Annotated in this window: 25 protein-coding genes; 21 read left to right on the top strand and 4 right to left on the bottom strand. The window is 71.4% G+C overall.

Annotation, left to right across the window (positions count from 1 at the left end; genetic code table 11):
• Positions 1 to 218: 218 nt before the first annotated feature.
• A complete protein-coding gene (locus BX283_RS35310; RefSeq protein WP_101391462.1) occupies positions 219 to 1439 on the bottom strand; it encodes a 4-hydroxybenzoate 3-monooxygenase in 1221 nt (406 codons plus the stop codon).
• Between the two features lie 300 nt (positions 1440 to 1739).
• Here BX283_RS35310 and BX283_RS35305 point away from each other — a divergent pair, with 300 nt between their 5' ends.
• The 18 genes from BX283_RS35305 (at position 1740) to BX283_RS35220 (ending at position 20178) form a co-directional block, all read left to right on the top strand.
• Positions 1740 to 2819, top strand: a complete 1080-nt coding sequence (locus BX283_RS35305) for a winged helix-turn-helix transcriptional regulator (RefSeq protein WP_101391461.1) — start codon at positions 1740 to 1742, stop codon at positions 2817 to 2819.
• A 248-nt stretch (positions 2820 to 3067) separates the two neighbouring features.
• Positions 3068 to 3559 (top strand): hypothetical protein, encoded by a 492-nt coding sequence (locus BX283_RS35300; protein ID WP_101391460.1) that lies wholly within the window; start codon positions 3068 to 3070, stop codon positions 3557 to 3559.
• A 46-nt stretch (positions 3560 to 3605) separates the two neighbouring features.
• Positions 3606 to 4658, top strand: coding sequence for a GDP-mannose 4,6-dehydratase (gmd, locus tag BX283_RS35295; protein WP_101391459.1), 1053 nt, complete (start codon positions 3606 to 3608; stop codon positions 4656 to 4658).
• Positions 4655 to 5596 carry an FkbM family methyltransferase gene (locus BX283_RS35290; RefSeq protein ID WP_218976545.1) on the top strand — a complete coding sequence of 314 codons (942 nt, stop codon included), beginning with the start codon at positions 4655 to 4657 and terminating at the stop codon, positions 5594 to 5596. Before gmd ends, BX283_RS35290 begins: the two co-directional genes overlap by 4 nt.
• Positions 5589 to 7328, top strand: a complete 1740-nt coding sequence (locus tag BX283_RS35285; RefSeq protein WP_101391458.1) for an amidohydrolase family protein — start codon at positions 5589 to 5591, stop codon at positions 7326 to 7328. Before BX283_RS35290 ends, BX283_RS35285 begins: the two co-directional genes overlap by 8 nt.
• A 64-nt stretch (positions 7329 to 7392) precedes the next feature.
• Positions 7393 to 8628, top strand: a complete 1236-nt coding sequence (locus BX283_RS35280; protein ID WP_180357347.1) for an aspartate aminotransferase family protein — start codon at positions 7393 to 7395, stop codon at positions 8626 to 8628.
• Positions 8625 to 8885: an acyl carrier protein gene (locus BX283_RS35275; protein WP_257584082.1), complete on the top strand. Its 261-nt coding sequence runs from the start codon at positions 8625 to 8627 to the stop codon at positions 8883 to 8885. Before BX283_RS35280 ends, BX283_RS35275 begins: the two co-directional genes overlap by 4 nt.
• A complete protein-coding gene (locus BX283_RS35270; protein WP_101391457.1) occupies positions 8882 to 10006 on the top strand; it encodes a beta-ketoacyl synthase N-terminal-like domain-containing protein in 1125 nt (374 codons plus the stop codon). The genes BX283_RS35275 and BX283_RS35270 overlap by 4 nt, the downstream gene beginning before the upstream one ends.
• Entirely contained in the window at positions 10006 to 10764 is a 759-nt protein-coding gene (locus tag BX283_RS35265) for a 3-oxoacyl-ACP synthase (protein ID WP_218976544.1), read from the top strand. The genes BX283_RS35270 and BX283_RS35265 overlap by 1 nt, the downstream gene beginning before the upstream one ends.
• A complete protein-coding gene (locus BX283_RS35260) occupies positions 10761 to 12119 on the top strand; it encodes a class I adenylate-forming enzyme family protein (RefSeq protein ID WP_101391456.1) in 1359 nt (452 codons plus the stop codon). The genes BX283_RS35265 and BX283_RS35260 overlap by 4 nt, the downstream gene beginning before the upstream one ends.
• Before the next feature lie 72 nt (positions 12120 to 12191).
• Positions 12192 to 12482, top strand: coding sequence for an acyl carrier protein (locus tag BX283_RS35255; RefSeq protein ID WP_101391455.1), 291 nt, complete (start codon positions 12192 to 12194; stop codon positions 12480 to 12482).
• Complete coding sequence (locus tag BX283_RS35250; protein ID WP_257584081.1) at positions 12479 to 13522, top strand: BtrH N-terminal domain-containing protein; 1044 nt, start codon at positions 12479 to 12481, stop codon at positions 13520 to 13522. The genes BX283_RS35255 and BX283_RS35250 overlap by 4 nt, the downstream gene beginning before the upstream one ends.
• Positions 13519 to 14259: a 3-oxoacyl-ACP reductase FabG gene (gene fabG, locus BX283_RS35245; protein ID WP_101391454.1), complete on the top strand. Its 741-nt coding sequence runs from the start codon at positions 13519 to 13521 to the stop codon at positions 14257 to 14259. The genes BX283_RS35250 and fabG overlap by 4 nt, the downstream gene beginning before the upstream one ends.
• Positions 14260 to 14284: 25 nt before the next feature.
• A complete protein-coding gene (locus BX283_RS35240) occupies positions 14285 to 15580 on the top strand; it encodes a glycosyltransferase (RefSeq protein WP_101391453.1) in 1296 nt (431 codons plus the stop codon).
• Positions 15577 to 16569, top strand: coding sequence for a Gfo/Idh/MocA family oxidoreductase (locus BX283_RS35235; protein WP_101391452.1), 993 nt, complete (start codon positions 15577 to 15579; stop codon positions 16567 to 16569). Before BX283_RS35240 ends, BX283_RS35235 begins: the two co-directional genes overlap by 4 nt.
• Before the next feature lie 56 nt (positions 16570 to 16625).
• Positions 16626 to 17747 (top strand): inositol-3-phosphate synthase, encoded by a 1122-nt coding sequence (locus BX283_RS35230; protein ID WP_101391451.1) that lies wholly within the window; start codon positions 16626 to 16628, stop codon positions 17745 to 17747.
• 60 nt (positions 17748 to 17807) lie between these two features.
• Positions 17808 to 19058 (top strand): MFS transporter, encoded by a 1251-nt coding sequence (locus tag BX283_RS35225; RefSeq protein WP_101391450.1) that lies wholly within the window; start codon positions 17808 to 17810, stop codon positions 19056 to 19058.
• A 4-nt stretch (positions 19059 to 19062) separates the two neighbouring features.
• A complete protein-coding gene (locus tag BX283_RS35220; RefSeq protein WP_101391449.1) occupies positions 19063 to 20178 on the top strand; it encodes a hypothetical protein in 1116 nt (371 codons plus the stop codon).
• 84 nt (positions 20179 to 20262) lie between these two features.
• Here BX283_RS35220 and BX283_RS35215 read toward each other — a convergent pair whose 3' ends face one another.
• Positions 20263 to 20814 (bottom strand): AAA family ATPase, encoded by a 552-nt coding sequence (locus BX283_RS35215; RefSeq protein WP_101391448.1) that lies wholly within the window; start codon positions 20812 to 20814, stop codon positions 20263 to 20265.
• Between the two features lie 140 nt (positions 20815 to 20954).
• Between BX283_RS35215 and BX283_RS35210 the strand changes: the two genes are divergently transcribed.
• The gene (locus tag BX283_RS35210) at positions 20955 to 22316 is read left to right on the top strand and encodes an acyltransferase domain-containing protein (protein WP_101391447.1); all 1362 of its coding nucleotides are present in this window, start codon (positions 20955 to 20957) and stop codon (positions 22314 to 22316) included.
• 8 nt (positions 22317 to 22324) lie between these two features.
• Positions 22325 to 23302: a GDP-L-fucose synthase gene (locus BX283_RS35205; RefSeq protein WP_101391446.1), complete on the top strand. Its 978-nt coding sequence runs from the start codon at positions 22325 to 22327 to the stop codon at positions 23300 to 23302.
• Positions 23303 to 23323: 21 nt separating this feature from the next.
• Here BX283_RS35205 and BX283_RS35200 read toward each other — a convergent pair whose 3' ends face one another.
• Complete coding sequence (locus tag BX283_RS35200) at positions 23324 to 24190, bottom strand: MaoC/PaaZ C-terminal domain-containing protein (RefSeq protein ID WP_101391445.1); 867 nt, start codon at positions 24188 to 24190, stop codon at positions 23324 to 23326.
• 98 nt (positions 24191 to 24288) lie between these two features.
• Here BX283_RS35200 and BX283_RS35195 point away from each other — a divergent pair, with 98 nt between their 5' ends.
• Complete coding sequence (locus BX283_RS35195; protein ID WP_101391444.1) at positions 24289 to 24930, top strand: HAD-IA family hydrolase; 642 nt, start codon at positions 24289 to 24291, stop codon at positions 24928 to 24930.
• Positions 24931 to 24943: 13 nt separating this feature from the next.
• On the opposite strand, the gene BX283_RS35190 is transcribed toward BX283_RS35195, so the two are convergent.
• Positions 24944 to 25765: a mycofactocin-coupled SDR family oxidoreductase gene (locus tag BX283_RS35190; RefSeq protein ID WP_257584080.1), complete on the bottom strand. Its 822-nt coding sequence runs from the start codon at positions 25763 to 25765 to the stop codon at positions 24944 to 24946.
• Between the last annotated feature and the right edge of the window lie 160 nt (positions 25766 to 25925).

Here is a 25925-nt window from a genome sequence, read left to right as displayed (position 1 = left end):
TCCCCTTGCCCCCTCGCGGCGCGAGGGATGAAGAACCTGCTGCGGTGCTGCGGACAGAAGCGCCTACCGAATGTACGGAGACCCCGCGCCGGGCCAAAGTCGACTTTCCGTCAACCTGGCGGGGCGGGCGGTCCGGTCCCACGGGGTGGCGCTGTGCGGTCGCCGCGAGCGCCGCGTTCAGCCGATTCCGTCAACAGGCTTGCGCCGCTCGGGTCTTGTCATTGCGGCGCGCCGCGCCCGCGGTCGGCCCGGCTTTCGCTCCACCCCGTGTACGCCTCCGCGAGATACGTCGAGCCCGCCGTGGAGTCCACCACCGCCGCCAGTTCCCCGAGCTGGCGGCGGACGTCGAAGTCGGTGGTGCCGGGGGCGCGGTGGAGCATGGCCGTCATCCAGTACGAGAAGTGCTGGGCGCGCCAGACGCGGCGCAGCGCACGGGGGCCGTAGTCGTCGAGGGCGGTGCGGTCGCCCTTGACCAGGGCGGTCTCCAGGGCCTCGGCCAGCAGCCGCACATCGGCCAGGGCCAGGTTGAGGCCCTTGGCGCCGGTGGGCGGGACGGTGTGGGCGGCGTCGCCGGCCAGCAGCATGTTGCCGTAGCGCATGGGCTCGCACACGAAGCTGCGGAAGCGCAGCACCGAGCGGTCGGTGACCGGGCCCTCCTTGAGGGTGAAACCGTCCGCGCCGCTCACCCGTGCCTGCAGTTCCGCCCAGATCCGCTCGTCCGGCCAGGCCGCCGGGTCCTCGTCGGGGTCGCACTGGAAGTACATGCGCTGGACGGTCTCCGTACGCTGGCTGATGAGGGCGAAGCCGCGCTCGGAGTGGGTGTAGACGAGCTCGGGGGCGCTGGGCGGCGCCTCGACGAGGACACCGAACCAGGCGTACGGATACTCCCGGAAGAAGTGGGTGCGCGCCGCTTCCGGCACGGCGGAGCGGCACACCCCGCGCGACCCGTCGGCGCCGACCAGGAGGTCGCAGCGTATCTCCCGCGCCACACCGTCGGCGTCGGTGAAGAGGATGCCCGGCAACTCGGTTACCAGGTCGACCACTTGGGTGGCCGAGACGCCGAAGCGCACGTCTCCGCCGTCGCGTGCGCGGGCGTCGGCGAGGTCGGTGAACACATCGGTCTGCGGGTAGAGCCACACGCTCTCCCCGACCAGCGCCTTGAAGTCCACGCGGTGGCTCTCGCCGCCGAAGCGCAGCGCGATGCCCTCGTGCGGGTGCCCGTCGCGGCGCACCCGGTCGGAGACCCCGGAGTCGGTCAGCAGGCGGACGTTGTCCGCCTCCAGGATGCCCGCGCGGCTGGTGCCCTCGATCTCGGCGCGGGTGCGGTGGTCGACCACCACCGAGTCGATCCCCGCGCGGGCGAGCAGATGCGAGAGCATCAGCCCGGCCGGGCCCGCGCCGACTATGCCGACCGCGGTCCGGGTGAGGGCTTGGGGCATGGCTCGTCCCTTCGAGTCGGACGGAGGCCGTGCTCCGCCACCGGGTGCGTCCGGCACGTCCCGCAGAAGGTTAACTCCCCGGGCCCGCCGTCCAGTTCCCCGTTCCGAACAGCCCGGACCACTGGGGTCCATTTGGTCCGTACCCCCGGCCGAAAATAATCCGGTTGCCCTGATGATCAGGACTGTCCGAATCGGAACTTGCGACTCCTCTACGCCCTCGGGAAAGTTGAATGCAGTACTCACCGATGCGAAAGGGGAGCTCAGTGGTCTCCACTGCCTCCACGGGTCGCCCTCGCGGGCATGGCATGCACCGGTACGAGGGCACCCGGTCCCACCACGCCGGAAGGCGACCACCGGCGCCACCATGGCCGAAATGACACCTTCACCATCGTCACCATCGCATGGGGGATCATGTCGACAGTTCCTGACTTAGCGAACGAGGACCGCGCCGACCACTTCCTTCCGCTCCAGCGGTACATCAGCGAGCACTGCGTCTTTCTGCCCATCGAATCGCTGCTGCCCGCCGATTCCCCTCGTCTCAACGGCGAGAGCACGGAGCACGTCCGGCTGATCGCGGAGCTGGACGACGAGCCGCAACCGATCGTCGTGCACCAGCAGTCCATGCGGGTGATCGACGGAATGCACCGGCTGCGGGCCCGGGCCGAGCGCGGCGACACCACCATCCGGGCCCGCTATTTCACCGGAAGCGAGAACGAAGCGTTTCTGTTCGCCGTCCAGTCGAATACGAAACACGGCCTTCCCCTCACCCGGGAGGACCGAAGAGCCGCCGCGGAGAGGATCATCAAGGCCTTTCCGACGATGTCCGACCGAGCGCTGTCGAAGTTCACCGGTCTCGCCCAGCAGACCGTCGCCAGAATTCGACAGCAGACTCCCCCCACCAGGCCCGGCACGTCGCGCATCGGCGTGGACGGGCGCGCCCGACCCGTAAACCCCAAGGAGAACCGAAGGATTGCCGAAGAGTACCTTCAGGAAAACCCCCACGCCTCTTTGCGGGAGATCGCGCGAGCGGCGAACATCTCCCCTTCGACCGCCCAGGACGTACGACGGCGCGCGACGCTGAGGCGGACTTCCCCCGACCCCCAGGCGCGGCAGCCGCCGGCCCTCTCCGCGGTGCAGTCGGCGGACTCCGGCCCGGAGCAGCTGCGCCACCTGGAACTGCTGGCCCGCGACCCGTCCGTGCGGCACACCGACACGGGCCGCATGCTGGTGCAGTGGCTGCGGCTGACCGCGGCCGTCAGCAAGAACCACAGTGCCATAGTGAACAGCGTCCCCGAGCACTGCTCCGCGATCGCGGCGCGCGCCATGCGCGTATGCATGGCCAATCTGGAAGAGTTCGCGACGGAACTCGAGCAGCGGTAGGACAAAGGGCTGCCCGCCGGCCTGTTCAAGGTGTTCCAGGAATTGAGGTTCCAGGTGTTCGACTGCACAAGTTTGTGCAGTCGAACACCACTTGACCCCCCACTTCCCTGGCTCTTAGCCTTTTGGCGCATGATCATCGAAGAAATCGGCAGCGCGATTCACGTTTTCTGGTCCGCCTTGTGGCGTGGAACGGTCGTGACATGAAAGAACGCCTGAATCAATTCTCTTCGGCTCCGCCGCACACGAGAATGCTCGTCTGCGCAGACGGATCGACAACGCTCCTGCTCGACGCCCTGGTCGGCGAGCGGCTGAGCGTACGGATCGACCACCAGCAGCAGGTGCCCGCCGCCCGCGTCCGGCGCATCGGGTGCCAGATCCTCGGCGCCGCCCCCGACGCCCTGGTGGTCGACCGCCAGACCAGGATCCTCACCCCCGACGACGAGGTCATCAGCGTGAACCGGGTGGTCATCGCCGGACGCGAGAGCGACCGCCTGGTCCCCCCGCCCGACGAACTCCTGGGCCCCTACCTGAAGAAGGTGGGTCTGGCGCTGAAGCGCGAACCCCTCGCCGTCTCCCGGGACACCTGGCCGCTCGGCGCCACCTCGCCCGCGTGCGTGAGCAAGGAATACATCATCGACTGCGGCGGAGCCGGACGGGTCTACGTACACGAACGGTTCAACCCCAGGTTCGTGCCGCTGGAACCCCGTCACGCTCCGGAGCCTCTGGAAAGGAACGGTTGACGCACATGGCTTCCCCCAGCACACCCCCGCTCCGGAGCGAACCGGCGTGAAGCGCGCGCTGATCACCGGAATCACCGGCCAGGACGGCTCCTATCTCGCCGACCTCCTGCTGGACAAGGGCTACGAGGTCCACGGCATAGTCCGCCGCAGCTCGACCTTCAACACCCGTCGGCTCGACCACATCTACCGCGATCCGCACGACGCCGGACGGCGTCTGATCCTGCACTACGGCGACGTCAGCGACGCGAGCCGGCTGGTGACCCTGCTGGCCCGCATCCGGCCGGACGAGGTCTACCACCTGGCCGCGCAGTCCCATGTGCGGGTGAGCTTCGACGAGCCGGAGAACACCGGCAACATCACCGGGATCGGCACCACCCGGCTCCTCGAGGCCATCCTCATGTCCGCGCGGGACATCCGCTACTACCAGGCCTCCTCCTCCGAGATGTTCGGAGCGACCCCGCCGCCGCAGAACGAGCACACCGCCTTCCACCCGCGCAGCCCGTACGGCGCGGCCAAGGTGTACAGCTACTGGATGACGCGCAACTACCGTGAGGCGTACGGCCTGTTCGCGGTCAACGGCATCCTCTTCAACCACGAGTCGCCCCGGCGCGGCGAGACCTTCGTGACCCGCAAGATCGCCCGAGCGGCGGCGCGGATCAGGAACGGGCTGGAGAAACACCTCTACCTCGGCAACATCGACGCCGTCCGCGACTGGGGATACGCGCCGGAGTACGTCGAGGGCATGTGGCGCATGCTGCAGCGCGACGAGCCGGACGACTATGTGCTGGCCACCGGGGTCGGCTCCACCGTGCGGGAGTTCGCCGAGCACTGCTTCTCCCACGTCGGCCTCGACTGGCAGAGCCATGTGCGCTACGACGAGGCGTATCTGCGCCCCACCGAGGTCGACTCGCTGATCGGGGACGCCTCCAAGGCCCGTACCGCACTGGGCTGGAGCGCGCGCACCTCGGTGCAGCGGCTGGCCCAGATCATGGTGGACGCCGAGCTCGCCCGGCTCGGGGCGAGCGGCCACGAGCCGTCGGACACCCTTCCCTTCGCGGATTCCCGGGCCCACCACGAGCAGACTCGGAGCCGTCTGTGACCCCACCCGACCGCACCGCCTGGCGCACCGCCCTCGACCGGCGCTCCCGTACGACGGGGATCGGCGGGCTCGCGCAGCGCCTGCGCCACCCCGTCCGGACCACGTTCCCGACCACCCGCACCCTGCGCGAGCGACGCCACCGCGGCGAGGGCGCGCCGTCGACCGCGAAGACCTTCTGGGGCCGGGAGATGTCCATCGCGCTCCCCGAGGAGGTGTCCATCTCCCTCCACCGGTACGGCTTCGTGGACTACGACCTCACCGCCTTCCTCCTCTCCCATCTGCGCCCCGGCGCGACCGTGCTCGACGTCGGCGCCCACATCGGCTACTACACGGCGTGGGCGAGCGACCTGGTCGGCCACGCCGGTCGGGTGATCGCGTTCGAGCCGACCCCCTCGACGCTCTCGGTGCTGCGGGCGAACGCCGCGCGGCTGCCCAACGCCTCGGTGGTGGCCGCGGCGGCCTGGTCCAAGAAGGAGGAACTCGTCTTCTTCGACCACGGCCTCGGCTACAGCGCCTACAACTCCGCCTTCGAGGCACGGCTGCCCGACGCGGTCCGGGCCCGGATCCCCTCCGACCCCTTCACCGTGCAGGCGCTGAGCCTCGACGACTACGTACGCGCCGAGGGCATCGACGTCGACTTCATCAAGATCGACACCGAGAGCGCGGAGGCACACGTCCTGAGCGGGATGCGCGACCTGCTCTCCGGCCGGCGGCCCGTCATCTCCCTGGAGGTGGGCGACCTCGACGTGGCCGGCGCGCCCTCCAGCCGGGAACTGGTCGACACCCTGATCGCCGCCGAGTACGAGCCATGGGAGCTGCACGGCGGAACCCCCGTGCCCCACCGGCCGCAGACGCACTACGCGTACCAGAACCTGCTCTTCGCACCGGCGGGCCTGTGGCACTCACCCGACCCGAGGAGTCCGCATCACCATGCATGACCTGATCATCCGAAACGGCTCCGTGTGCGATGGATCCGGCATACCGGCGCGCGTCGCGGACGTCGCCGTGGACCAAGGTGTGATCACCAAGGTCGGCCGGGTCACCGGCCGGGGCCGCACCGAGATCGACGCCCACGGCCACCTCGTCACCCCCGGTTTCGTCGACATCCACACCCACTTCGACGGACAGGTCAGCTGGGATCCCCAGCTCACCCCGAGCTGCTGGCACGGCGTCACCTCGGTGGTCATGGGCAACTGCGGGGTGGGTTTCGCCCCCGCCCGGCCCGACCGCCACGAGTGGCTCATCGGTCTGATGGAGGGCGTCGAGGACATCCCCGGCGCATCCCTCTCCGAGGGCATCACCTGGGAGTGGGAGAGCTTCCCCGAATACCTCGACGCCGTGGAGCGCGTGCCCCGGGTGATGGACGTGGCCGCGCAGGTCCCGCACGGCGCCCTGCGCGCGTACGTGATGGGCGAGCGGGGCGCCGACAACGAGCCGCCGACCGAGGACGATCTGCGCCGGATGTGCGCGCTGGTCCGCGAGGGACTGGACGCGGGCGCCATCGGCTTCTCCACCTCGCGCACCCTCACCCATCTCGCCATCACCGGCGCCCCGGTGCCCGGCACCTTCGCCGCCGAGGACGAGCTGTTCGCGCTCGGCGGGGTGCTGGGGGACGCCGGGACCGGGGTGTTCCAGCTGGTGCCGCTGGGCGCGGGCGGCGAGAAGGTGGACGACCCCCTCGGCGAGATCAAGTGGATGCGCCGCCTCTCGGCGGCGGTGCGCCGCCCCATCACCTTCGGCCTCTTCCAGAACGACAACGACCCCGACGGCTGGCGCGAACTGCTCCAGATCGCCGAGGACGCGGTGGCCGAGGGCGCCGATCTGCACCCGCAGGTGGCCGGGCGCCCGTTCAGCGTCATCATCAGCCTGGACTCCACCCACCCCTTCCACAAACGGCCCTCGTACAAGAAGATCGCCCATCTGCCCGCCCATGAACGGCGGGTGGCGATGCGCGATCCCGCGCTGCGCGAGCGGATCCTCGCCGAGCAGCCGGAGAACGCCGACCCGCGCTCGGCGCTGTTCCCGCAGGGCTACGAGCGGCACTTCCCGATGGAGTCGACCTCACCGGACTACGAGCCCGCCGCCGACCAGTCCTTCGACGCGCTGGCCCGGCGCACCGGCGAGAACCCGGAAGCCCTCATCTACGACTTCCTCACCTCCGAGGACACCAGCGGGATGATCTTCCGGCCGCTGCTCGGCTACGCCGAGTACACCCTCGACCCGATCCGCGAGATGCTGCTGCACCCCCAGGCGGTCCTCGGCCTCAGCGACGCGGGCGCGCACTGCCGGCTCATCTGCGACGCCAGTACGCCGACTTCGATGCTCACGCACTGGGCGCGCGACCGCGCCCGGGGCGAACGGCTCCCGCTGGAGTTCGTCATCAAGAAGCAGACCTCCGAGCCCGCCCGGCTGTACGGGCTGCGCGACCGGGGTCTGCTGCGCCCCGGCTACCGGGCCGACATCAACGTCATCGACCTCGACCGGCTGACCCTGCGCTCCCCCGAGTTCGTCCACGACCTGCCGGCGGGCGGCGGCCGGCTGATCCAGAAGGCGGACGGCTACGCGGCGACGGTGGTCGCCGGTGAGATCACCTTCCGCGACGGCGAAGCCACCGGCGCACTGCCCGGCAAGCTCGTCCGCGGCACCCGACCGGGCCCGGTCGTCCTGTGACCGGTCGTCCTGTGAACCGTCGTCCCGTGCACCGGGGACATCACGCTACAGAGGGGACTACGCAGTGACCGACGTGACCGAAGGGCTCCGGCTCGACAACTCGATGAAGCTGCTCGCCCGCGGCCGCCTCGTCGACGCGACCCTGTCCGAGAAGGACTACGTGATCGAGCGCGACCGGCTGGTGGACGGCGCCTACCCCGTCTACGGCGAGCGGGCCAGGGGCGCCCGCATCTGGGACGCCGACGGCAACGAGTACCTCGACTACATCCTCGCGTACGGCACGATCATCCTCGGGCACGCGGACCCGGTGGTGACCGAGGCCGCTCTGCGGGAGATCGAGGAGGGCTTCTCGATCACGCTCCGCAAGCGCACCCAGATCGAGCTCGCCGAGCGGCTGGTGCAGATCATCCCGGGCGCCGAGCGGGTGTTCCTGCTCAAGACCGGGTCGGACGCCACCAGCGCGGCGGTCCGCCTCGCCCGCGCGTACACCGACCGCGACCGGGTGGTGCGCTGGGGCTACAACGGGTGGCACGACTGGGCCGCGCAGCGCCCCGGCGGGATCCCCGACACCGTGCGCACCCAGGTCGACACCTTCCGGTACAACGACCTGGACAGCCTGCGGGAGGTCTTCCGCGCGCACCCCGGCGAGGTGGCCTGTCTCCTGCTGATGCCGTTCGAACTCGACAGCCCCGAGCCCGGGTTCCTCCAGGGCGCGGTGGACCTGGCGCACGAGCACGGGGCGCTGGTGGTCTTCGACGAGATGCGCTCAGGTTTCCGGGTGGCCCTCGGCGGCGCGCAGGAGCTGTTCGGTGTCCGGGCCGACCTGGCCACCTTCAGCAAGGCGATGGCGAACGGCTGGGCGGTGTCGGCGCTGACCGGCCGGGCCGACGTGATGGCGATGGTCGGCCGCACGCATATCTCGTCCACGTTCTACTCCAACACCGTCGCGATGGCCGCGGCGGTGGCGACGATGGACCAACTCGCCGACGGAACCGTCCTGGACAAGGTGCGCCGTCTCGGCGTGCGCCTGCAGAGCGGCCTTCAGGAGCTGATTCGCCGCCACGGCGTCCCGGCGGAGGTGCGCGGTGTGCCGCAGATGCCGTTCCTCACCTTCTCCCACCCCGACCCGGGCCGCGCGCGCCTCATGCAGGACACGTTCTTCACCCACACCACCCGCCGCGGTGTACTGCTGCACCCCACCCACCACTGGTTCATCTGCGCCGCCACCACCGACGCCGACCTCGACCACACCCTGGCGGCCTGCGACGAGGCCTTCCGCGCCGTGGCGAAGGTGGCGTGAGCGCGGTGGACACCCAGCAGGCGATGCGGGCCCGCGTACGGGCCGAACTCGCGCACCAGTTGCAGGAGGAGCCGAGCCTGCCCTGGCTGAGCGACACCGAGCCGCTGGCGCCCGCCGGAGTCGACTCGGTCCAACTCATCTCGGTGGTCGGCAAGTTGGAACAGGAGCTGGGCGTGACACTGCCGGACGACGCCGTCCTGGAATCGGCGAGCATCAGCTCGCTCGCCACCGCACTGACCCGGGGAGCGCGCCGATGAGCGGAACACGCGCCACGGTCGCCGTCACCGGTCTGGGTGTGTGCGGCCCGGGCGGGGTCGGCGTCCCCGCCCTGTGGGAGGCGCTGGCCACGGGCAAGGCCCACCACCCTCCCCTCACCGGTTTCGACGCCTCCGGAGCAACCCTCGGCGCGGCGGGCCGCGTACCGGGACACACCGAGGGGGACGGCGTCTGGCGGGCCCTCGACCTCGCCGAGACCGCCGTACGGGAAGCCCTCGACGACGTCGACCGCGAGCACCTGGCCCTCGTCCTGGGTACCACCGACCCCGGTGTGGTCCCGCCCCGGGACGGGCACTTCACCGGCGACCTGGCCGGGGCCTGCGCGGAGCGCACGGGACTCGGGGGTGAGGCCCTGACCATCGCCAACGCCTCCGCCTCGGGCGCCGCCGCCATCGCGGTCGCCCGCGACCTGGTGGCCCTCGGCGAGGCGCCCGCGGCCGTGGTCGGCGGGGCCGACGCCGTGACCGACATGGCCTTCCTGGGCCTCAACTCGCTGCGCACCCTCGGCCCGGAGGGCTGCCGCCCCTTCAGCACCGAGCGGCGCGGCATCGGTGTCTCCGAGGGGGCGGCGGTGCTCCGGCTCGAACCGTACGACGAGGCCGCGCCGCACACCGCGACACCGCTGGCCGTGCTGGCCGGCTGCGGGCTGACCAACGCCACCGGCCACCTCGCCGCACCGGGGGCCGACGGCATCGAGCTGGCCGTACGGCTCGCCCTGGCCGACGCGGGGCTGGCCCCCGACGACATCGACTTCGTCAACACCCACGGGCCCGGCACCCGGCGCGGCGACACCGCCGAGATCGAGGCGCTGCGCGCGGTGTTCGGCCCGCGGCTGTCCTCGATCCCGGTCAACAGCGTCAAAGGCGTCCTGTGGCACCTCCAGGGCGGCGCGGGCGCGGTCGAGGCCATGGCCTGCGTGCTGTCGCTGGCGCACGGCGCGGTCACCCCGACCTGGGGCGCCGAGCCGGTCGACCCGATCTGCGCCGACCTCGACCTGGTCCTCGAGGACGGCCCACGGCGGCTGCCGGGCCTGCGGACCGCGCTCAGCGTGTCCTGCGGTCTGGGCGGCATGAACACCGCACTCATCTTCCGGAGGCCCTGATGGACGACTCGGTCGTGATCACCGCCGTGGCCTCGGGCGAGGTCGACACGGCGGAGCTGTGGGAGGCGCACACGGCGGGCGCCGACGGCTGGCAGGACGTCAACAAGTGGACCCGTGAACTGCCCGAGCGCATCGCGGAGTTGGCGGGGCAGGCACTCGCCGGGGCGGGCGACTTGGTCCCGGGCGCCACCGCCTGTGTCATCGGGTCGGTGTACGGGGCGGGGCACGTGGCCGAGACCATGCGCGCCCGGCTCGACGCGGGCGCCCGCTCGTCGCTGGCACCGGAGTCCTTCCTGTACTTCAACGCGCACGGCGTGACGTCGCTGATCTGTCTGCGCCACCGACTGCGCGGCTACTGCGCCACCGTCCTCGGACCGGGCGCGGGGCTCCAGGCCCTCGCCCTCGGGCAGCGCAGGCTCCGGCTCGCGGGCGACGGCCCGGTGCTGTGCGGCGCGTACGAGATGCTCAGCCCGGCCGCCGCACGCGCCCGGGGCAGCGATCCGGTGAGCGGCTGGGCCGCCTTCCTGGTCCTGGAGACGGCCGCGCGGGCCCATGAGCGTGGGGCCCGCGTCCTTGCCCGGCTCGGCCCCGTCGAGACGTGTCCGCCGCCGGTGGAGCGGGCGGCCGACATCCGCGCGACCGCTCCCCTGGCCGAGCTGGCCGCGCGGCTCACCGACGACGGCGGACCCGCCACGACAACCGTGGCGGTGGCGGGGCGTCGGCACGGCTACCGCTGCACCGCGCACAAGGAGGGATGACCGTGGACGACACACTGGTGGACGTCCTCGCGGGGCACCGCCGCGCCGGACGAGGCGACCGCCCCGCCCTGGTGGACCAGCGGCGCTCGGTGACGTACGCGGAGCTGGAGCGTGAAGTCGCCGCACGGTTACGGGCGTTGCGGTCGACGGGTGTCGGCGCGGGCACCCGGACGGCCGTCGTCCTGACGTCTTCGCTGGACTCGGTCGTCGACTTCGCCGCCGCGACGTCCCTGGGCGCCGCCGTGCTCGTACTCCAGGAGCGCGCGGGCGAGACGGAACGCTCGGCCGCGCTGGCCGACTTCGGCGCCGAACTGAGCATCGACGCCAGGGGGGTGACCCGGCTGCGGCCGTCCCGGCCCGGTGGCGGCGAGGCGGCCTTCGCGGTCACCAGCTCGGGCACCGGCGGCCGACCCAAGGTGATCTCCCGCGAGTGGTCCGGCACCCTGCGCAACTCGGCCGGCTTCGCGCGCGGACTCGGCATCGACGCCGACGACGTCGTGCTCACCACCAGCCCGCTGGGCCACAGTTACGCCATCGAGGCGGGCACCCTGGCCGTCCTGTCGGCCGGGGCCTGCCAGCTCATCCCGTCCGGGCCGCTCACCCCGGCGCGGGCCGCGGGCCTTGCCGAGCGCCACCGGCCCACCGTCCTGCAGAGCGTTCCGCTGATCCTGGACTGGTGGGGCCGGGGAGGCGTGCCGCACGCGGGCTGGTGGAAGCGGTGTGTCAGCGCGGGCGAGGCCCTCCCGGCCCAGGCGGTCACCGCCTGGCGCGACGCGGGCGTCCCCGTGTACGACCACTACGGCAACTCCGAACTCGGCCAGCTCACCCTCCACCCGGCCGGAGGCGGCGGCAGCGTCGGACACCCGCTGCCCGGCGTCAAGCTCAAGGCGGGCGGGGACGAGCCAGGGCCGGTGGTGGCGTGCTTCCCGGGCCTGTCCCCCGTACGCATGGAGGAGGGGCACCCGGTGCCGCTCGCCGACGCCGAGGGCTGGGTCGCCACCGGTGACCTCGGGGTGCTCGACGACGACGGACTCCGGCTCACCGGCCGCAGCGACCTCGTCATCAACATCGGCGGGAACAAGGTCTCCCCCCTCGAAGTGGAGACCGTCCTGCGCGCTCTGCCCGGAGTCGACGACTGCGCCGTGGTGGGGCGGCCGGGGCCCTCGGGCGAGACCCAGGTGTGGGCCTTCGTCGAGGCCGGCGCCGAAGAGTTCGACGCGGCGGCCCTGCGCCGCCGGGCGGGCGAACTCCTCATGACGGTCAAGGTCCCCTCGGTGATCCGCCGGGTCGACCGGCTGCCCCGGACGGGCAGCGGGAAGATCCGCCGGGGTCTGCTGATCGAGGACGGCGCCTGACACACCGTCAACCCGACCCACCCATCGACACCCAACCGCAAGAGGACCCAACCGCAAGAGGAAGAGAAGGACATGACCAACGGTGCCGACGCACAGCCCATCGACCGCGACCACGTCATGGAGCTCATCACGACCGTCCTCGCGGAACGCCCCCATCTGCCCGACCAGCTCAGCGAGACCACCACGCTCGACGAGATCGGCATGGACTCGCTGGACCTGATCGTGGTCCTCTCCCGCTTCGAGGAGAAGTGGGGTGTGCCCTACAGCGGCGAGGAGACCGACGGCACGGCCTTCGACAACCTGGGGCACCTGGCCGACACCCTGGTCGCCCGCGCGCGGACCGCCGGGCGAGAGCTGCGGTGACCGCCACGATGACCCCGCAGTTCGACCAGTTGGGGGCACTGGGCTGGCAGGACCGCGCGCTGGACGGGCTCAACTGCGTACTGCGCTGCGTCGAGTCCGTCCTGCGCTTCCGGGGCCTCGGCCCGCTCGCGGTCGCCCGCGCGCTCAACGGCCCCCTCGACCCGGTGGGCCGCGACCTGGCCAAGGACTTCGACGGCTGCCGGGTGGACTACCGCACCGAGTTCGACGACGGCGGCCGCAACGTGCCGTTCGTCCTGGAGCGCCTCGGCTTGGGCGAGCCGGTGATGGTGCTGCCGGACCGCTTCCACCTTCCCGGCGACGTGTACGAGGGCCGCTTCCACTTCCACGACCACGCGGTCCTCGCGGTGGACTGGTCGGAGCGGGACAGCGTCATGACCGTCCTGGACACCGACGCCGACCCGGCCGACGGCTTCCGCCGGCACTGGACGCTGACGCCCGCGCTGCACTCCCTGTTCACCTGGGTGGGCACGGTCACGGTCACCGACGCGCCGGACCACCGGGACCCGCGGGAGTACTTCGCCGAGCGGCTGCACCGCGACACCGCGCTGTTCTCGGTCGGCGCGGACGCCCTCGGCGGCCTTCTCGACGAGCTCGCCGGGACCGGCCTGAGCGCGCTGACGGCCAGAGCCCTGCACGTGCTGGTCCTCGGCGACATCCAGCCCCAGCTGTTCATCTACGCCAACGCGCTCGCCGTGGCCCCCGCCCCCGGTGAACCGCTCGCCCTGCCCCCGGAGCTGGCCGCTGTCCGCAAGGCCGCGCTCGACGCCCGGGTGCACGCCAAGCGGCTGGGCATCGCGCTGATCGCGGCGCACGAGAAGCCGGACCCGCTCGCGGTGTATCCGCGCGTCCTGGAGCTGGGCCGTCCGCTGCGCACCGCGCTCGACCGGCTGCGCGAGGCCCTGGTCGCCGCGGGCGGCCAAGAGGGACCGGCCGACCCGGGCGCCCCGGCCCGGCTGCGCGCCCGGTTCGCGCAGATCGAGAGCACCTGCTTTCCGGTACGCGAGGAAGCGGCGCCATGAGCGCACAGGTGGCCCTGGTGACCGGGGGCTCCGGCCCGCTGGGCCGGGCGATCGCCGACTCGCTGGCCATGGCGGGATACGCCGTGGGGGTGCACGCGCACCGCAACGAGGAGGCCGCGGCGGCCGTGGCCGAGGATCTGCGCGCGGCGGGCGCGGCCGCGCTCGCCCTGACCGCCGACCTGTCCCGCCCGCACAGCGGCGAGCACGTGGTGGGCAAGGTCGTGGAGGAGTTCGGCCGGCTCGACGCGCTGGTGGTCAACGCCGGGGTCCACCACGACCGGCTGCTCCTGAACGTGGCCGAGGACGAGTGGGACGACCAGATCGCGGTCAATCTGAGCGGCGCGTTCCGCTGCGTCCGGGCCGGGGTGAAGGCCATGACGCGGCACGGGGGCGGCCGGATCGTCCTGGTGTCCTCGGTGGCCGCACTGCGTGGCCAGCCCGGCCAGGCGGCGTACGCGGCGAGCAAGTCGGGTCTGCACGGGCTGGCGTGGACGACCGCGAGGGAGTACGGCCGGTACGGGATCACCTGCAACTGCGTGGCCCCCGGACTGATCGCCGACACCCCCGCCTACCACGGTCTGTCCGGCAAGGCGCGGGACGGCGTGCTCGACCGCACACCGCTGGGCCGGGCGGGCCGCGTCGACGAGATCGCCTCCGTGGTGGCCTTCCTGTGCTCTCCCCCGGCCTCCTACGTGACCGGGCAAGTGATCGCGGTGGACGGCGGGTTGACGGTATGAGGACGACCGACGAGCTGGAGGACGTGTGAGCGAGCGAGTGTTGTTCTTCCCCTGGGGCTGGGGAGGCGGCGCGGCCTACACCGGCCGCTGTCTCGCCCTGGCCTCGGCGCTGGCGGAGGCGGGCGACGAGGTGGCCTTCGCGGACTGCGGCATCAACGCCATGGTGCGCGAGGCGGGCTTCCCGGTCCTGGAGTCGGAGCCCGAGGCGCCGAGGCCGCCCGACCGGCACCCGATGCCGCCGTATCTGCCCTTCGCGGACGTGGAGCGCGTCTTCGCGGTGGCCGCGACCTACCACCGCGTCGAGCGCGTCCGGAGCCGGGTCGCCGCCGACGCCCGGCTGATCGAGGCGTACCGCCCGACGCTCGTCGTCATCGACATGTGCCCCACCGCGGCCCTCGCCGCCCGGGCCGCGGGCATCCCCGTGGTCTCCCTCGCCGACGCGGACTTCATCACCCCGCGGGCGAACGGGTGGATGCCGTGGTCCACGGTGGCGCCGCGCGATCTGCTGCCGCACCCGTCGAGCCTGCCGGTGTGGGACCGGGTCTCGCGCGAGCTGGGCCTGGGCCCGGTGGCCCGCGCCGAGCACCTGCTGTGGGGCGACGTCACGCTGGTGTCCAGCCTGTCGGCGCTGGAACCGGTCGACGGACCTGCGCACCGGGGCGCGCTGCACTTCGTCGGACCGATGTACTGGAACCCGGTGGTGGCCTCCGACGCCCCCGCACCCCCGCGCACCGGCCGGCCGAAGGTGTACGTCACCATCGGCAGCGGCGGCACGGTGGGCCGCCAGGCGCTGCAGAACGTCCTGGACGCCTGCGCGGACCAGCCGTGGAGCGTGTACGTGTCCAGCGGTTTCGCCTTCGAGGGCGGCCTCGCGGTGCCCGAGAACGTCGTGGTGGCGGGCTTCACCGGGCTGGACACACCGCTGGAGTGGGCGGACGTGGTGGTCGACCACGGCGGCTCGGCCACCGTCCTGGCCACCCTGCTGCACGGCAAACCGCAGGTCGTGATGCCGTTCATGTCCGAACAGGAGATGAACGGGCGGCAGTTGGTCGAGGACACCGGGTCCGGGGTGCTGCTGCGGACCAGTGAGACCACCCCGTACGGCCGTCTGACCTTCAGCGACCGCTACTCGGGCCCGTCCGACCAGCCGTGCGTCGGCGCCGACGACATCCGGAAGGGCATCGCCGAGGTGCTCGGCGACCCCTCGTTCACCCAGCGGGCCGCGCACTGGGGTGCCCGTCTGCTCGAGTGCCGTGAGGCGGCGGACCTGGTCGCCCTGGCCCACTCCGCGCTCTCGCCGGTGCCGGAGGCGAGCCGATGAGCGCCGGGATGACCGTGGGCGTCGTGGGCTGCGGTCAGATCGGCGCGATGTACGCCGACCACCTCGACGCGCTGGGCTCGTACCGGGTGGTCTGCGTGGACGCGGACCGCGCCCGCGCCGAGAAACTGGCGCAAGGGGTGTCCTCGCGGACCGTCGCCGAGTCGGTCGAGGAGCTGGTGTCGGGCGGCTGCGACGCGGCGCTGGTGACGGCCGCCACCACGAGCCATCCGGAGCTGGTGGGCGCGCTGATCGACGCCGGTGTGCCGACCCTGTGCGAGAAACCCCTGACCGTCGACCTCGCCCGCACCGAGGCGCTGGGCACCCGCGCCGAGCAGCGCGGTGTGCCGCTGTGGGTGGGTTTCCAGCGCCACTTCGACCCGGGCTTCGCCGATCTGCGGGCCCGTACGGCGGGCGGGGAGCTGGGGCGTGTGCAGTTGCTCCGGCTGGTCTCGCACGACGTGTCCCTGCCGCCCCTCGCGCGGCTGCGCGAGAGCGGTTCCATCTTCACCGACCTCATGCTCCACGACTTCGACATGGTGCGCTGGCTCACCGGCCGCCGGATCGTCCAGGTCGTCGCGGACGGCTCGGCGCTGTCCGGCCCGGGCCTCGCGGACATCGGCGACTTCGACACGGTCACGGCGACGGTCCGGCTCGACGACGGCACGCTGGCCGCGCTCTCGGCGGGCCGGTGGCAGCCGGTGGGCTACGACGTACGGGCCGAAGTCCTGGGCGAGAAGGGCAACTTGCAGGCCGGGCTGACCCGGGCCGAGACACCCGGCGCGGGCAGCGTGGACACCTCGCGGTTCCGGGGGTACTGGGACCGGTTCGCCACCGCCTACCGCGAACAGGTGCGGGCGTTCCTGACCATGGCCGCGGGCGGGCCCGCCACGTCGGACGCCGGTGGCTGGCGCGACTCGCACGAGGCGCTGCGGTGTGCGCTGGCGGCCGAGCGGTCGGCCAGAACGGGTTCGGTACCGGTAGCGCTCTGAACACCCTCTACTCCAACCCCAGATCCTTGATACGGCGACTCTGCGAAGGGAACACCATGAGCAAGATCCGCGTGGCCATCGCCGGCATCGGCAACTGCGCCGCCTCGCTCGTCCAGGGAGTGCACTACTACGCGGACGCGGACCCCGCACTGCGCGTCCCCGGCCTGATGCACGTCGAGTTCGGCGGCTACCACGTACGCGACCTGGAGTTCGTCGCCGCGTTCGACGTGGACGCCAAGAAGGTCGGCCAGGACCTCTCGTCCGCCATCTCCCGGTCCGAGAACAACACCATCCGCATCTGCGACGTCCCACCCACCGGCGTCACCGTGCAGCGGGGACCCACCCTGGACGGGCTCGGCCAGTACTACCGCGAGACCATCACGGAGTCCGCCGAGGACCCGGCCGACGTCGTCGCCGTACTCCGCGCCACCGGGGCCGACGTCCTCATCTCCTATCTGCCCGTCGGCAGCGAGGACGCGGACCGTTTCTACGCCCAGTGCGCCCTCGACGCGGGCGTGGCCTTCGTCAATGCGCTCCCCGTGTTCATCGCCTCCGATCCGCAGTGGGCGGCGAAGTTCACCGAGGCGGGTGTGCCGATCATCGGCGACGACATCAAGTCGCAGGTCGGCGCCACCATCACCCACCGGGTGCTGGCCCGCCTCTTCGAGGACCGCGGCGTCCACCTCGAACGCACCATGCAGCTCAACGTCGGCGGCAACATGGACTTCCGGAACATGCTCGAACGCAAACGGCTGGTCTCGAAGAAGACGTCGAAGACCCAGGCGGTGACCTCCCAGATCGACCACACCCTGGGCAAGGACGACGTGCACATCGGGCCCTCCGACCATGTGCCGTGGCTCGACGACCGCAAGTGGGCCTATGTACGCCTGGAGGGACGCGCCTTCGGCGACGTACCGCTGAACCTGGAGTACAAGCTCGAGGTGTGGGACTCGCCCAACTCCGCAGGCGTCATCATCGACGCCGTACGCGCGGCGAAGATAGCCCTGGACCGGGGGATCGGCGGGCCGCTGCTCGCGCCGTCGTCGTACTTCATGAAGTCGCCTCCCCGGCAGTACCGCGACTCGGAGGCCTTCGACGCGGTCGAGGCGTTCATCGCGGCATCGCCTGACAACGCAGCCGCCGACGAAGCAACCCCCGCCGAACAAGCACATCCGTGACCCACCGAGGGCTCCCGGAGCGGGACCCCACGCGGACCGAGGAAGAAGAGGCCACCTGTCATGTCCGGTCCCGCCACCCTGGCGCCCGAGTCCGTCCGCGAACGGGACTTCCGGCTGCTGTGGATCGGCAGCGGCATCAGCCAGCTGTGCGGGATGTCCACGGTGGTCGCGTTCCCGCTGCTCGCCGCCCAGACCCTCGGGGCGTCGGTCGGCGAGGTCGGTCTGATCACCGCGGCCGGGTATCTGCCCTGGCTGATCCTCACCCTGCCCGCCGGGGTGTACAGCGGCAGGCTTCCCCCGAGAACCATGCTGCTGCTCGCCGACCTCGGCCGCGCGCTGATCGTCACCATGGTGCCGGTCCTCGCCGCGACCGGGCACCTGGCGCTGTGGCACCTGTACATGTCCAATGTGCTGGTCAGTTGCGCGACGGTGTTCTACGAGATCGTGTACCTGTCCATGCCGCCGCGGATGCTGCCGAAGGACAAACTCGTCTACGGCAACATCCGCCTCCAGATCGCCCGCGCCGTCTCGCTCGCCTTCGGCCCGACCCTGGCGGGCTTCACGGTGCAGCTGCTCGGCCCCGACCACGCTCCGCTGCTCAACTCGGCGGGCTTCGCCGCGTCCGTGACGTGCAACCTGCTCATGCGCTCCCACATCGAGGCCACCTCTTCGGCATCCGGCGCGAGGGGCATGTGGGCCGAACTGTCGGAGGCCGTACGGTTCGTCACCCGGCGCCCGGTGATCCTGGCCTCGATCGCGGGCTCGGCCGTCGGGAACTGCTGCTTCGCCGCGTACGAGGCACTCGTCGTCCTCTTCCTGGCCGACGACGTCGGGGTGGCCCCGGGTACCCTGGGCATGCTGCTCGGGTCGGTGGGCATCGGCGGTCTGATCGGCGCGTTCAGCGCGGGCCGCGTCAGCCGCCGGCTCGGCACGGCGCGGGCCGTCTGGATCCCCGCCGCCGCCCTCGCCCCGGCGGGCCTGCTCCTGCCGATGACCCGGCCGGGCTCCGGGCTGCTCCTCTTCTTCAGCGGGGCGTTGCTCTTCCACGCCGGCTTCTCGGTGTTCACGGTCGGCCAGGCCACCCTCGTACAACTGCTGACACCACCCGACCTGCTGCAACGGACCGTCGCCTGCGTCCGGTTCATCAGCCGGGGCATGCTCTTCTTCGGCGGCCTCGTCGGCGGCGGCCTGGGCAGCCTCTTCGGCCCCCGGGCCGCGCTGGCCGTCGTGATGTTCCTCTGGCTCAGCGCCCCGCTCATCACCGCGTCGTCTCGCTTACGGTCCTGGCGGGACATTCCTACTGTGGAGTGACCACATGTCTGAGACGATCGACATCGTCATCACAACCATCGGTTCCGGGTCGTTCCTGGAGCACTACGCCGACACCCTCGCCGAATCCGGCGCCCGGCTCGTCGTCATACCCGACCGGAAAACCCCCAGGTCGTTCTACGAGGCCTGCGACAAGGCCCGTGGCCGGGGCGCCGCCATCGTCTCCCCCGACGTGGACGAGCAGGACCGGTTGCTCGCGAAGCTCGGTGTGCCGGATCTCATTCCGTACGACTCCGACAACCGCCGCAACATCGGGTATCTGCTGTCCTATCTGAACGGCAGCGCGATGGCGGTGTCCATGGACGACGACAACCTGCCGATCGACAGCCCCTTCTTCGACGAGCACCGGGTGGTGCTGCAAGGCCCGGTACCGCACCGCGTGGTGTCGGCCGGCAACGGCTGGTTCAACGCCTGCGACCTGCTCGAAGTGAGCCCCTGCCGGGTCTTCCCGCGCGGCTTCCCGTACGGCCCCCGACAGACGCCGACCGAGGTCACCAGCACCGAGGAGGTGGCCGATGTGCGCGTCAACGCCGGTCTGTGGCTGGACGATCCCGATGTGGACGCGGTGACCCGGCTCGCGGTCCGGCCCAGGGTGACCGGCTACAACGGCAAACCGGCCGTACTGGCCAGGGACACCTGGTGCCCGGTCAACTCCCAGAACACCGCCGTCCACCACGACGCCCTGCCCGCCTACTACTTCCTGCGGATGGGCCAGCCCATCGGCGGGGCCGCGGTCGAGCGCTTCGGTGACATCTTCAGCGGCTATTTCGTCGCCGCGTGCGCCAAACACCTCGGCCACTCGGTCAGGTTCGGCGGCCCCCTCGTCAACCACGAGCGCAACGAACACGACCTGCTCAACGACCTCGCCATCGAGCTGCCCGCGATCCGCTTCATGGATGAACTCCTCGCCTGGCTGAAGGAGTTCGAGCTCCAGGGGAGCGACTACCGCGAGGCCTACGAGTCCCTCAGCCACGGCCTGGAGGACTTCGCCGAGCAGGCGAAGGGCGGGGCCTGGTCGCAGGAGGCGAGGGCGTTCCTGCACCGCAGCGCCTACCTCATGCGCACCTGGCTGAGCGCGGTGCGCCGCGTCGACGGCGGCTGAAAGAACAGAGTCCGGCGCGGGGACCCTCTCCAGGGTCACCCGCGCCGGACTCCTTCAGCCGCTCTTCAGCCCCTCTTCGGCCGCTCAGCCCTTCGCCAGAACGGCGTCGACCGTCTCCTCCAGGGTCAGGTCGGAGCTGTCGAACCACGTTCCCTCACCGGCGAGTTCGCTGCGCAGTGCGTCGTCCAGGAACGACCAGTCGTCCGCCAACACCTTGTCCCGCTCGGCGACCCGCCGGGAGACGACGTCGGCCGCCGGAGCCAGCACGATCAGGCGCAGCGGCAGATCCTTCAACTGCTCCAGATAGAACTCCAGATGGGCGCGCCTGACCACCACGTCGTCGATGACCGGAACGACACCCGCGGCGTGGAAACTGCGTGCGAGGACCGACGCGTTGCGGGCCCGCAGCAGCAGTTGGCGGTCCGCCTCAAGATCCTCCTCCGGCGAGGGCAGATGCCCACCCGCGACGATGAGGTCCTGGAGGTGGTCGCCCTCGATGTGCGCGCCGAGGGGGAACCGGCGGGCCAGAGCCGCCGACACCGAACTCTTCCCGGACCCTGGAATGCCGATGACGAGAAATACGTCGGAGGCGGGTTCGGTGTCAACGATCTGGCCCTGGAAGGAGGTTTCCGGCATGCTTCCTCTACTCCTTTATCGCGTTATCCGGCCAACGGACCGTTCAACGGCCCGTTCATTGGTCCGGTATTGCCAGCGCAGCGATCGTAGCAAGTACTGACGACCTGTCCGATCCCCTATTCCGGAACCAGGGAGTTCCCATGCCCCACACCCCAACGGTGCCGCCTCCCCCGCCATGGCTGCTGATGTTTTCCGCCGCCGACCGGGCCGCGTTGACGGATACGGCGCGAACGGCCGCCGAATTACTGGCCGATGGCGCCCGGCCCGATGCGGTGTTGCCCGCCCGGCCCCTTTCCGCGGGGCACGGCATCGAGCGCCTCGCGGTCGCGGCCGCCGATACGGCGGGCCTGGTCGAGGGGTTGTCCTTCTTCGCCGACGGGCTGCCCAGCCCGCGCTGGACGTCGGGGCGGGCCGACGGCGCCGCCTCCCGTACCGCCTGGTGCTTCGGCGGCCACGGCAGCCAGTGGCCGGGCATGGGGCGCGCCCTGCTGAACTGGGCGCCCGAGGCCGCGAAGGTGCTCGCCGAACTCGACGTACTGCTGCCCAACGGCGTGATCGAACCACTGCTGAGCGCGGCCGACGGCGAGCTCGGCCCGCCCGACACCACACAGCCGCTGATCTTCGCCGTCCAGGTCGCCACCGCCCGCTGGCTGTGGTCGCTCGGGCTGCGGCCGGAGGCGGTCGTCGGGCACAGCCTCGGCGAGGTCGCCGCCGCCCATGTCGCGGGCGCCCTCACCCTCGAAGACGCGGCGCGGGTCGTCGCCGTACGCTCCCGCCTCCTCGCGAAAGCGGGAGGCGGCGGGGCGATGGCGACGGTCAACCTCGACCGGCACACGGTCGCGCGGCGGTGCGAGCAGATCCCGGGGACGGTGGTCGTCGCCGCCCACAGCGCGCCGCGGCAGACCGTGGTCACCGGTGAGAGCGAGGCGACCAAGGCGCTGGTGAGCGCCCTGGAGGCCGAGGGGGTGCGGTGCCGGCTGATCCGTATCAACGCGGCGTCGCACAGCCCGTTCGTCGACAGTGTGCTGCCCCAGCTCCGCGCCGAGCTGGCCGATCTCGCCCCCGCGACGCCGCGTATCCCGTGGATCTCGACGGTCGACGCCGACCAGGACCCGCCGGGCCTGGCCACCGCGGACTACTGGGCGCGCAACCTGCGCCGCCCGGTCCGCTTCACCCAGGCGGTGTCGGCGCTGGCCCGGCTGGGCATCCGGGCGTACGCGGAGATCGGGCCGCATCCGGTCCTGATCCCGCCGCTGCGCGAGACGCTGCGGGCCGAGGGCGTCGACGATCCGCTGGTGATCGCCTCCGGCCAGCGGCAGACCCCCGAGCCGGTCTCGCTGCTGCGCCTGCTGGGGGCGCTGCACTGCCGGGGCCTGGAGATCCCGGCGCTCGACGGCCACGTACACGCCGAGGTCACCCCGGCCACGGACCAGCAGCCGCCCGCCGACCAAGCAGACCGAGCCCATCGAACCGACCGAACCGACCGAACCGACCGAGGATGAGAAGGCCCATGTCCGCAGTCTCCCCCGCCCTTGACCCGTCGGCGACCGTGCTCGTGGCGGGCTCGTCCGGGCTCGTGGGCTCCGCCGTCGTGCGCCGCCTCCGCGCCGAAGGGTTCACCTCCGTCGTCGGGATCCGCTCCTCGGACGTGGACCTCACCGACGCCCGCGCGACGCTCGCCTACGTCACCTCGCTCCGGCCCGCCGTGGTGGTCGACGCGGCCGCGCGGGTCGGCGGCATCGCCGCCAACGACGCCGAACCCGTGGAGTTCCTCAACGACAACCTCCGGATCCAGACCAACCTGCTCGCGGCGGCACACGCGGCGGACGTGGACCGGCTGCTGTTCCTCGGTTCCTCCTGCATCTACCCGAAGCACAGCCCCCAGCCGATCCCGGAGTCGGCGCTGCTCACCGGCCCGTTGGAGGAGACCAACGACGCCTACGCGATAGCGAAAATCGCGGGGGTGATCGCGGTGAAGTCGTACCGCAGGCAGTACGGTCGCCGATGGATCTCCGCCATGCCCACCAATGTGTACGGCCCCGGCGACACCTTCCACCCCACCCGGTCGCACGTCCTGCCCGCGCTGATCCGGCGCTTCCACGAGGCGGTCCGCTCCGGCTCCGAGGAGGTCGTGGTGTGGGGCAGCGGCACGCCACGGCGGGAGTTCATCCACGTCGACGACCTGGCGACGGCGTGTCTGCACCTGCTGGCGCACTACGACGACCCGTCACCGGTCAACATCGGCGTCGGCGAGGACCTCACGATCGCGGACCTCGTCGCCCTCGTGGCCGACGCGACCGGCTTCACCGGCCGGATCACCTGGGACGCGAGCAGGCCCGACGGCACACCGCGCAAGCTCCTCGACGTCTCACGCCTGCTCGCCACGGGCTGGAAGCCGCGGATCGGGCTGGCGGAGGGCGTACGGAGCACCGTGCGCTGGTACGCGGACACCCTGGCCGAACCGGGCGGCCGCCCCGATGGCCGCTGACCTGGCTGAGCGCCTCCCCGCTCAGCCTCCCGAGCCGGAGCCGGTAGCGCGCCGGACGAAGGTGCCACGGCCCAGGACGACCCTGCCCTGGGCGCGGACCTGGAAGCGCGCCGACTCCCCGCGCTCCCAGATCCGTACGGTCAGGTCCTGGCCAGGAAACACGGGTGCGGTGAAGTGCGCCGACATCGTCCCGAACCGGGCCGGGTCGCCCCCGCAGAGCGCGCGCAGCAGCGCCCGGCCCGCGAAGCCGAACGTGCAGAGCCCGTGCAGCAGCGGTCGGCGGAAGCCGAGACGCGCGGCGATCGCGGGATCCGAGTGCAGCGGGTTCGGGTCACCGCTGAGCCGGTACAGCAGCGCCTGGTTGGGCGCGGTGCGGTAGTCCACGGTGTGGTCGGGCTCCCCCTCCGGGCGCTCCCACGGCTCGTCCTCGCCCGGCTCGCCGCCGAAGCCGCCTTCACGCCTGATGGTCAGCCCGGTGCGGATGTCGGCGAGCGGCCGGCCCGTGGCGGGGTCCACGCAGGAGGATTCGATGACCGCGAGCGCGCTGCTCCCCCGGTCCCGCAGTGCGGCCAGCCGCGAGGTCGTGGCCGCCGCGCCCTCGACGGGGAGCGGCCCGTACAGCGTCAGGGACTGCTGGGTGTGCAGCAGCTGCGACACGTCGAAGTCCCCGAGCGCGGGCTCGGCCCGCCGGGAGACGAGGGTGGCCGCGAAGGTCGGCAGGACCGAGGGCACGGCTCCCGCGGAATTCTCCGTGGTGAACTCCAGCTCGTCGGCCGGGTCGTCGCCGCCCGCGCCCACTCCGAGCGCATAGAGGGAGGTGTCCGAGAATGTCCACTGCCGGGTTCCGGAATCCCAGGTCCGCCCGACGAGATCGCGATAGAGCGCCATAGCGCCGCTCCTTTCCACTACTTCGGAATTGGCCGCCACACCATGGCTGAAAAATTACGCATGGCTGAAATTACTGAGACCGAGACGGGATTGAGGAAATGATTCGAGCGCTCCTGGTCGACGCAGGTGGAGTTCTGTTCAACAACGTCAATGAGGAGACTTCCTTCATACGGGACATCGCACGCCGCTATGCCGTCGACGAGAGCCGCATGCTCGGCGCCGTACTGTCATCGGCTCACGCGTACGAGAGCGGCGCCCGCCATGCGCACGACGTCCTGCGCGGTCTCCTGGAGGAGGCGGGCAGCCCCTTGGCGGACACCTTCGACGGGGAGTGGGTGGACCGCCTGTACGCCGCCAGCGTCCGCTGCTACAGCGCCAACGTCGTGGAACTGGCCGAGGTGGCCCGCGCCCGCCCGGAGCTCACCCTGGTCCTGGCCAACAACGAGGCCGAGCACTGGGACCACCTCAAGAACCAACGCCACGACCACTACCGCCTCTTCGACCACCTCTGCTCCTCATGGCGAGTGGGTCAGGTGAAACCCTCCGCCGAGTACTTCGCCGCGACGCTGGACCGCTGCGGAGCCGAACCACGCGAGGCGCTGATGGTCGACGACCGCACGGCCGTCATCGCGGCCGCGCGCGACCTGGGCATGCGCACCCTGCACGTCAGCAGCCCCGAGGTGCTGCGCACCCGGCTGCGGGCGACCGTCGAGAACCTGGTGCCGTCGGCGAGGGGCTGAGCGACCCCGCTGCTCAGAACTCGCTGACCCCGGCGTCGACCGCCATGGCGTGCGCGGTGACATGGCGGGAGGCGTCGGAGACCAGGAACAGTACGGCGTTGGCCACGTCCTCGACCGAAATACCCTCCACCGGCTGCATGTTGACCAGCATGCCGCGCAGCCGGGGATCGGCCATGCTCGCCTTGGCGACCTGGGTGAGCATGGCGCGGCTGCCCATCGCGGTGTCGACGCCGGTCGGGTGCACGCTGTTCACCCGGATCCCGAACCGCGCGAGCTCGGCGGCGAAGGCCTTCGCCATGCCGCGCACCGCGAACTTGCTGGTCGTGTACGGAATCATGAACGGCTGCACCTTCAGCCCGGCCGAGGAGCTCATCAGCACGATGGAGCCGCCGCCCGCCGTCACGAGGTGGGGCGCGGTCGCCATCACGGTGTTCCACGTACCGGTGACGTTGACGTCCATGGTGTCGCGGAAGATCTCTTCGGTGACCTGGTCCCAGGCACGGGGTATGCAGATGCCCGCGTTGGCCACGACGGCGTCGAGGCGCCCCAGTTTCTCCACGGCCCCGTCGACGGCGTCCCGCAGACCGGCGAGGTCACGGACGTCGGCGACGAGCGGGACGACCTGCTGCCCGGACTCCTCCGCCAGGGCGACGGTCGTGTCGAGGTCGGTGGGTTCCGAGGAGGCGTAGGCCACGCCGGGCAGGGGCGCGCACAGGTCGACGGCGATGACGTCGGCGCCCTCGCCCGCCATCCGCATGACGTGCTCACGGCCCTGCCCACGGGCCGCGCCGGTCACCAGAACAACCTTGCCCCGCATCAGTCCACTCACGTACATGTCCTTCCCGAGACGACCTTCACCAGGGGGTCCGATCTGACCCACGCTAGCGAAGCGGACGCCATAGTTCACGGGTGTCCAAGTGGACCAACTCGCCGTACCCATACGGCATTTATCGCAGGCGGCGAAGGCCATAAGATCGGAGAAGAAACCGCGCATC

The organism is Streptomyces sp. TLI_146, assembly GCF_002846415.1.
Taxonomy (GTDB): Bacteria; Actinomycetota; Actinomycetes; order Streptomycetales; family Streptomycetaceae; genus Streptomyces.
This window is presented reverse-complemented; position numbering and strand designations above follow the sequence as displayed.

Excerpts from the sequence above, each read along its gene's own strand:
- BX283_RS35220 (WP_101391449.1), top strand. The coding sequence starts at position 19,063 with ATGTCTGAGACGATCGACATCGTCATCACAACCATCGGTTCCGGGTCG.
- fabG (WP_101391454.1), top strand. The coding sequence starts at position 13,519 with ATGAGCGCACAGGTGGCCCTGGTGACCGGGGGCTCCGGCCCGCTGGGC.
- BX283_RS35200 (WP_101391445.1), bottom strand. The coding sequence starts at position 24,190 with ATGGCGCTCTATCGCGATCTCGTCGGGCGGACCTGGGATTCCGGAACC.
- BX283_RS35190 (WP_257584080.1), bottom strand. The coding sequence starts at position 25,765 with ATGTACGTGAGTGGACTGATGCGGGGCAAGGTTGTTCTGGTGACCGGC.
- BX283_RS35300 (WP_101391460.1), top strand. The coding sequence starts at position 3,068 with ATGCTCGTCTGCGCAGACGGATCGACAACGCTCCTGCTCGACGCCCTG.
- BX283_RS35310 (WP_101391462.1), bottom strand. The coding sequence starts at position 1,439 with ATGCCCCAAGCCCTCACCCGGACCGCGGTCGGCATAGTCGGCGCGGGC.
- BX283_RS35210 (WP_101391447.1), top strand. The coding sequence starts at position 20,955 with ATGCCCCACACCCCAACGGTGCCGCCTCCCCCGCCATGGCTGCTGATG.
- BX283_RS35305 (WP_101391461.1), top strand. The coding sequence starts at position 1,740 with ATGGCATGCACCGGTACGAGGGCACCCGGTCCCACCACGCCGGAAGGC.
- BX283_RS35195 (WP_101391444.1), top strand. The coding sequence starts at position 24,289 with ATGATTCGAGCGCTCCTGGTCGACGCAGGTGGAGTTCTGTTCAACAAC.
- BX283_RS35235 (WP_101391452.1), top strand. The coding sequence starts at position 15,577 with ATGAGCGCCGGGATGACCGTGGGCGTCGTGGGCTGCGGTCAGATCGGC.
- BX283_RS35225 (WP_101391450.1), top strand. The coding sequence starts at position 17,808 with ATGTCCGGTCCCGCCACCCTGGCGCCCGAGTCCGTCCGCGAACGGGAC.
- BX283_RS35215 (WP_101391448.1), bottom strand. The coding sequence starts at position 20,814 with ATGCCGGAAACCTCCTTCCAGGGCCAGATCGTTGACACCGAACCCGCC.
- BX283_RS35285 (WP_101391458.1), top strand. The coding sequence starts at position 5,589 with ATGCATGACCTGATCATCCGAAACGGCTCCGTGTGCGATGGATCCGGC.
- BX283_RS35230 (WP_101391451.1), top strand. The coding sequence starts at position 16,626 with ATGAGCAAGATCCGCGTGGCCATCGCCGGCATCGGCAACTGCGCCGCC.
- BX283_RS35265 (WP_218976544.1), top strand. The coding sequence starts at position 10,006 with ATGGACGACTCGGTCGTGATCACCGCCGTGGCCTCGGGCGAGGTCGAC.
- BX283_RS35255 (WP_101391455.1), top strand. The coding sequence starts at position 12,192 with ATGACCAACGGTGCCGACGCACAGCCCATCGACCGCGACCACGTCATG.
- BX283_RS35270 (WP_101391457.1), top strand. The coding sequence starts at position 8,882 with ATGAGCGGAACACGCGCCACGGTCGCCGTCACCGGTCTGGGTGTGTGC.
- BX283_RS35205 (WP_101391446.1), top strand. The coding sequence starts at position 22,325 with ATGTCCGCAGTCTCCCCCGCCCTTGACCCGTCGGCGACCGTGCTCGTG.
- BX283_RS35260 (WP_101391456.1), top strand. The coding sequence starts at position 10,761 with ATGACCGTGGACGACACACTGGTGGACGTCCTCGCGGGGCACCGCCGC.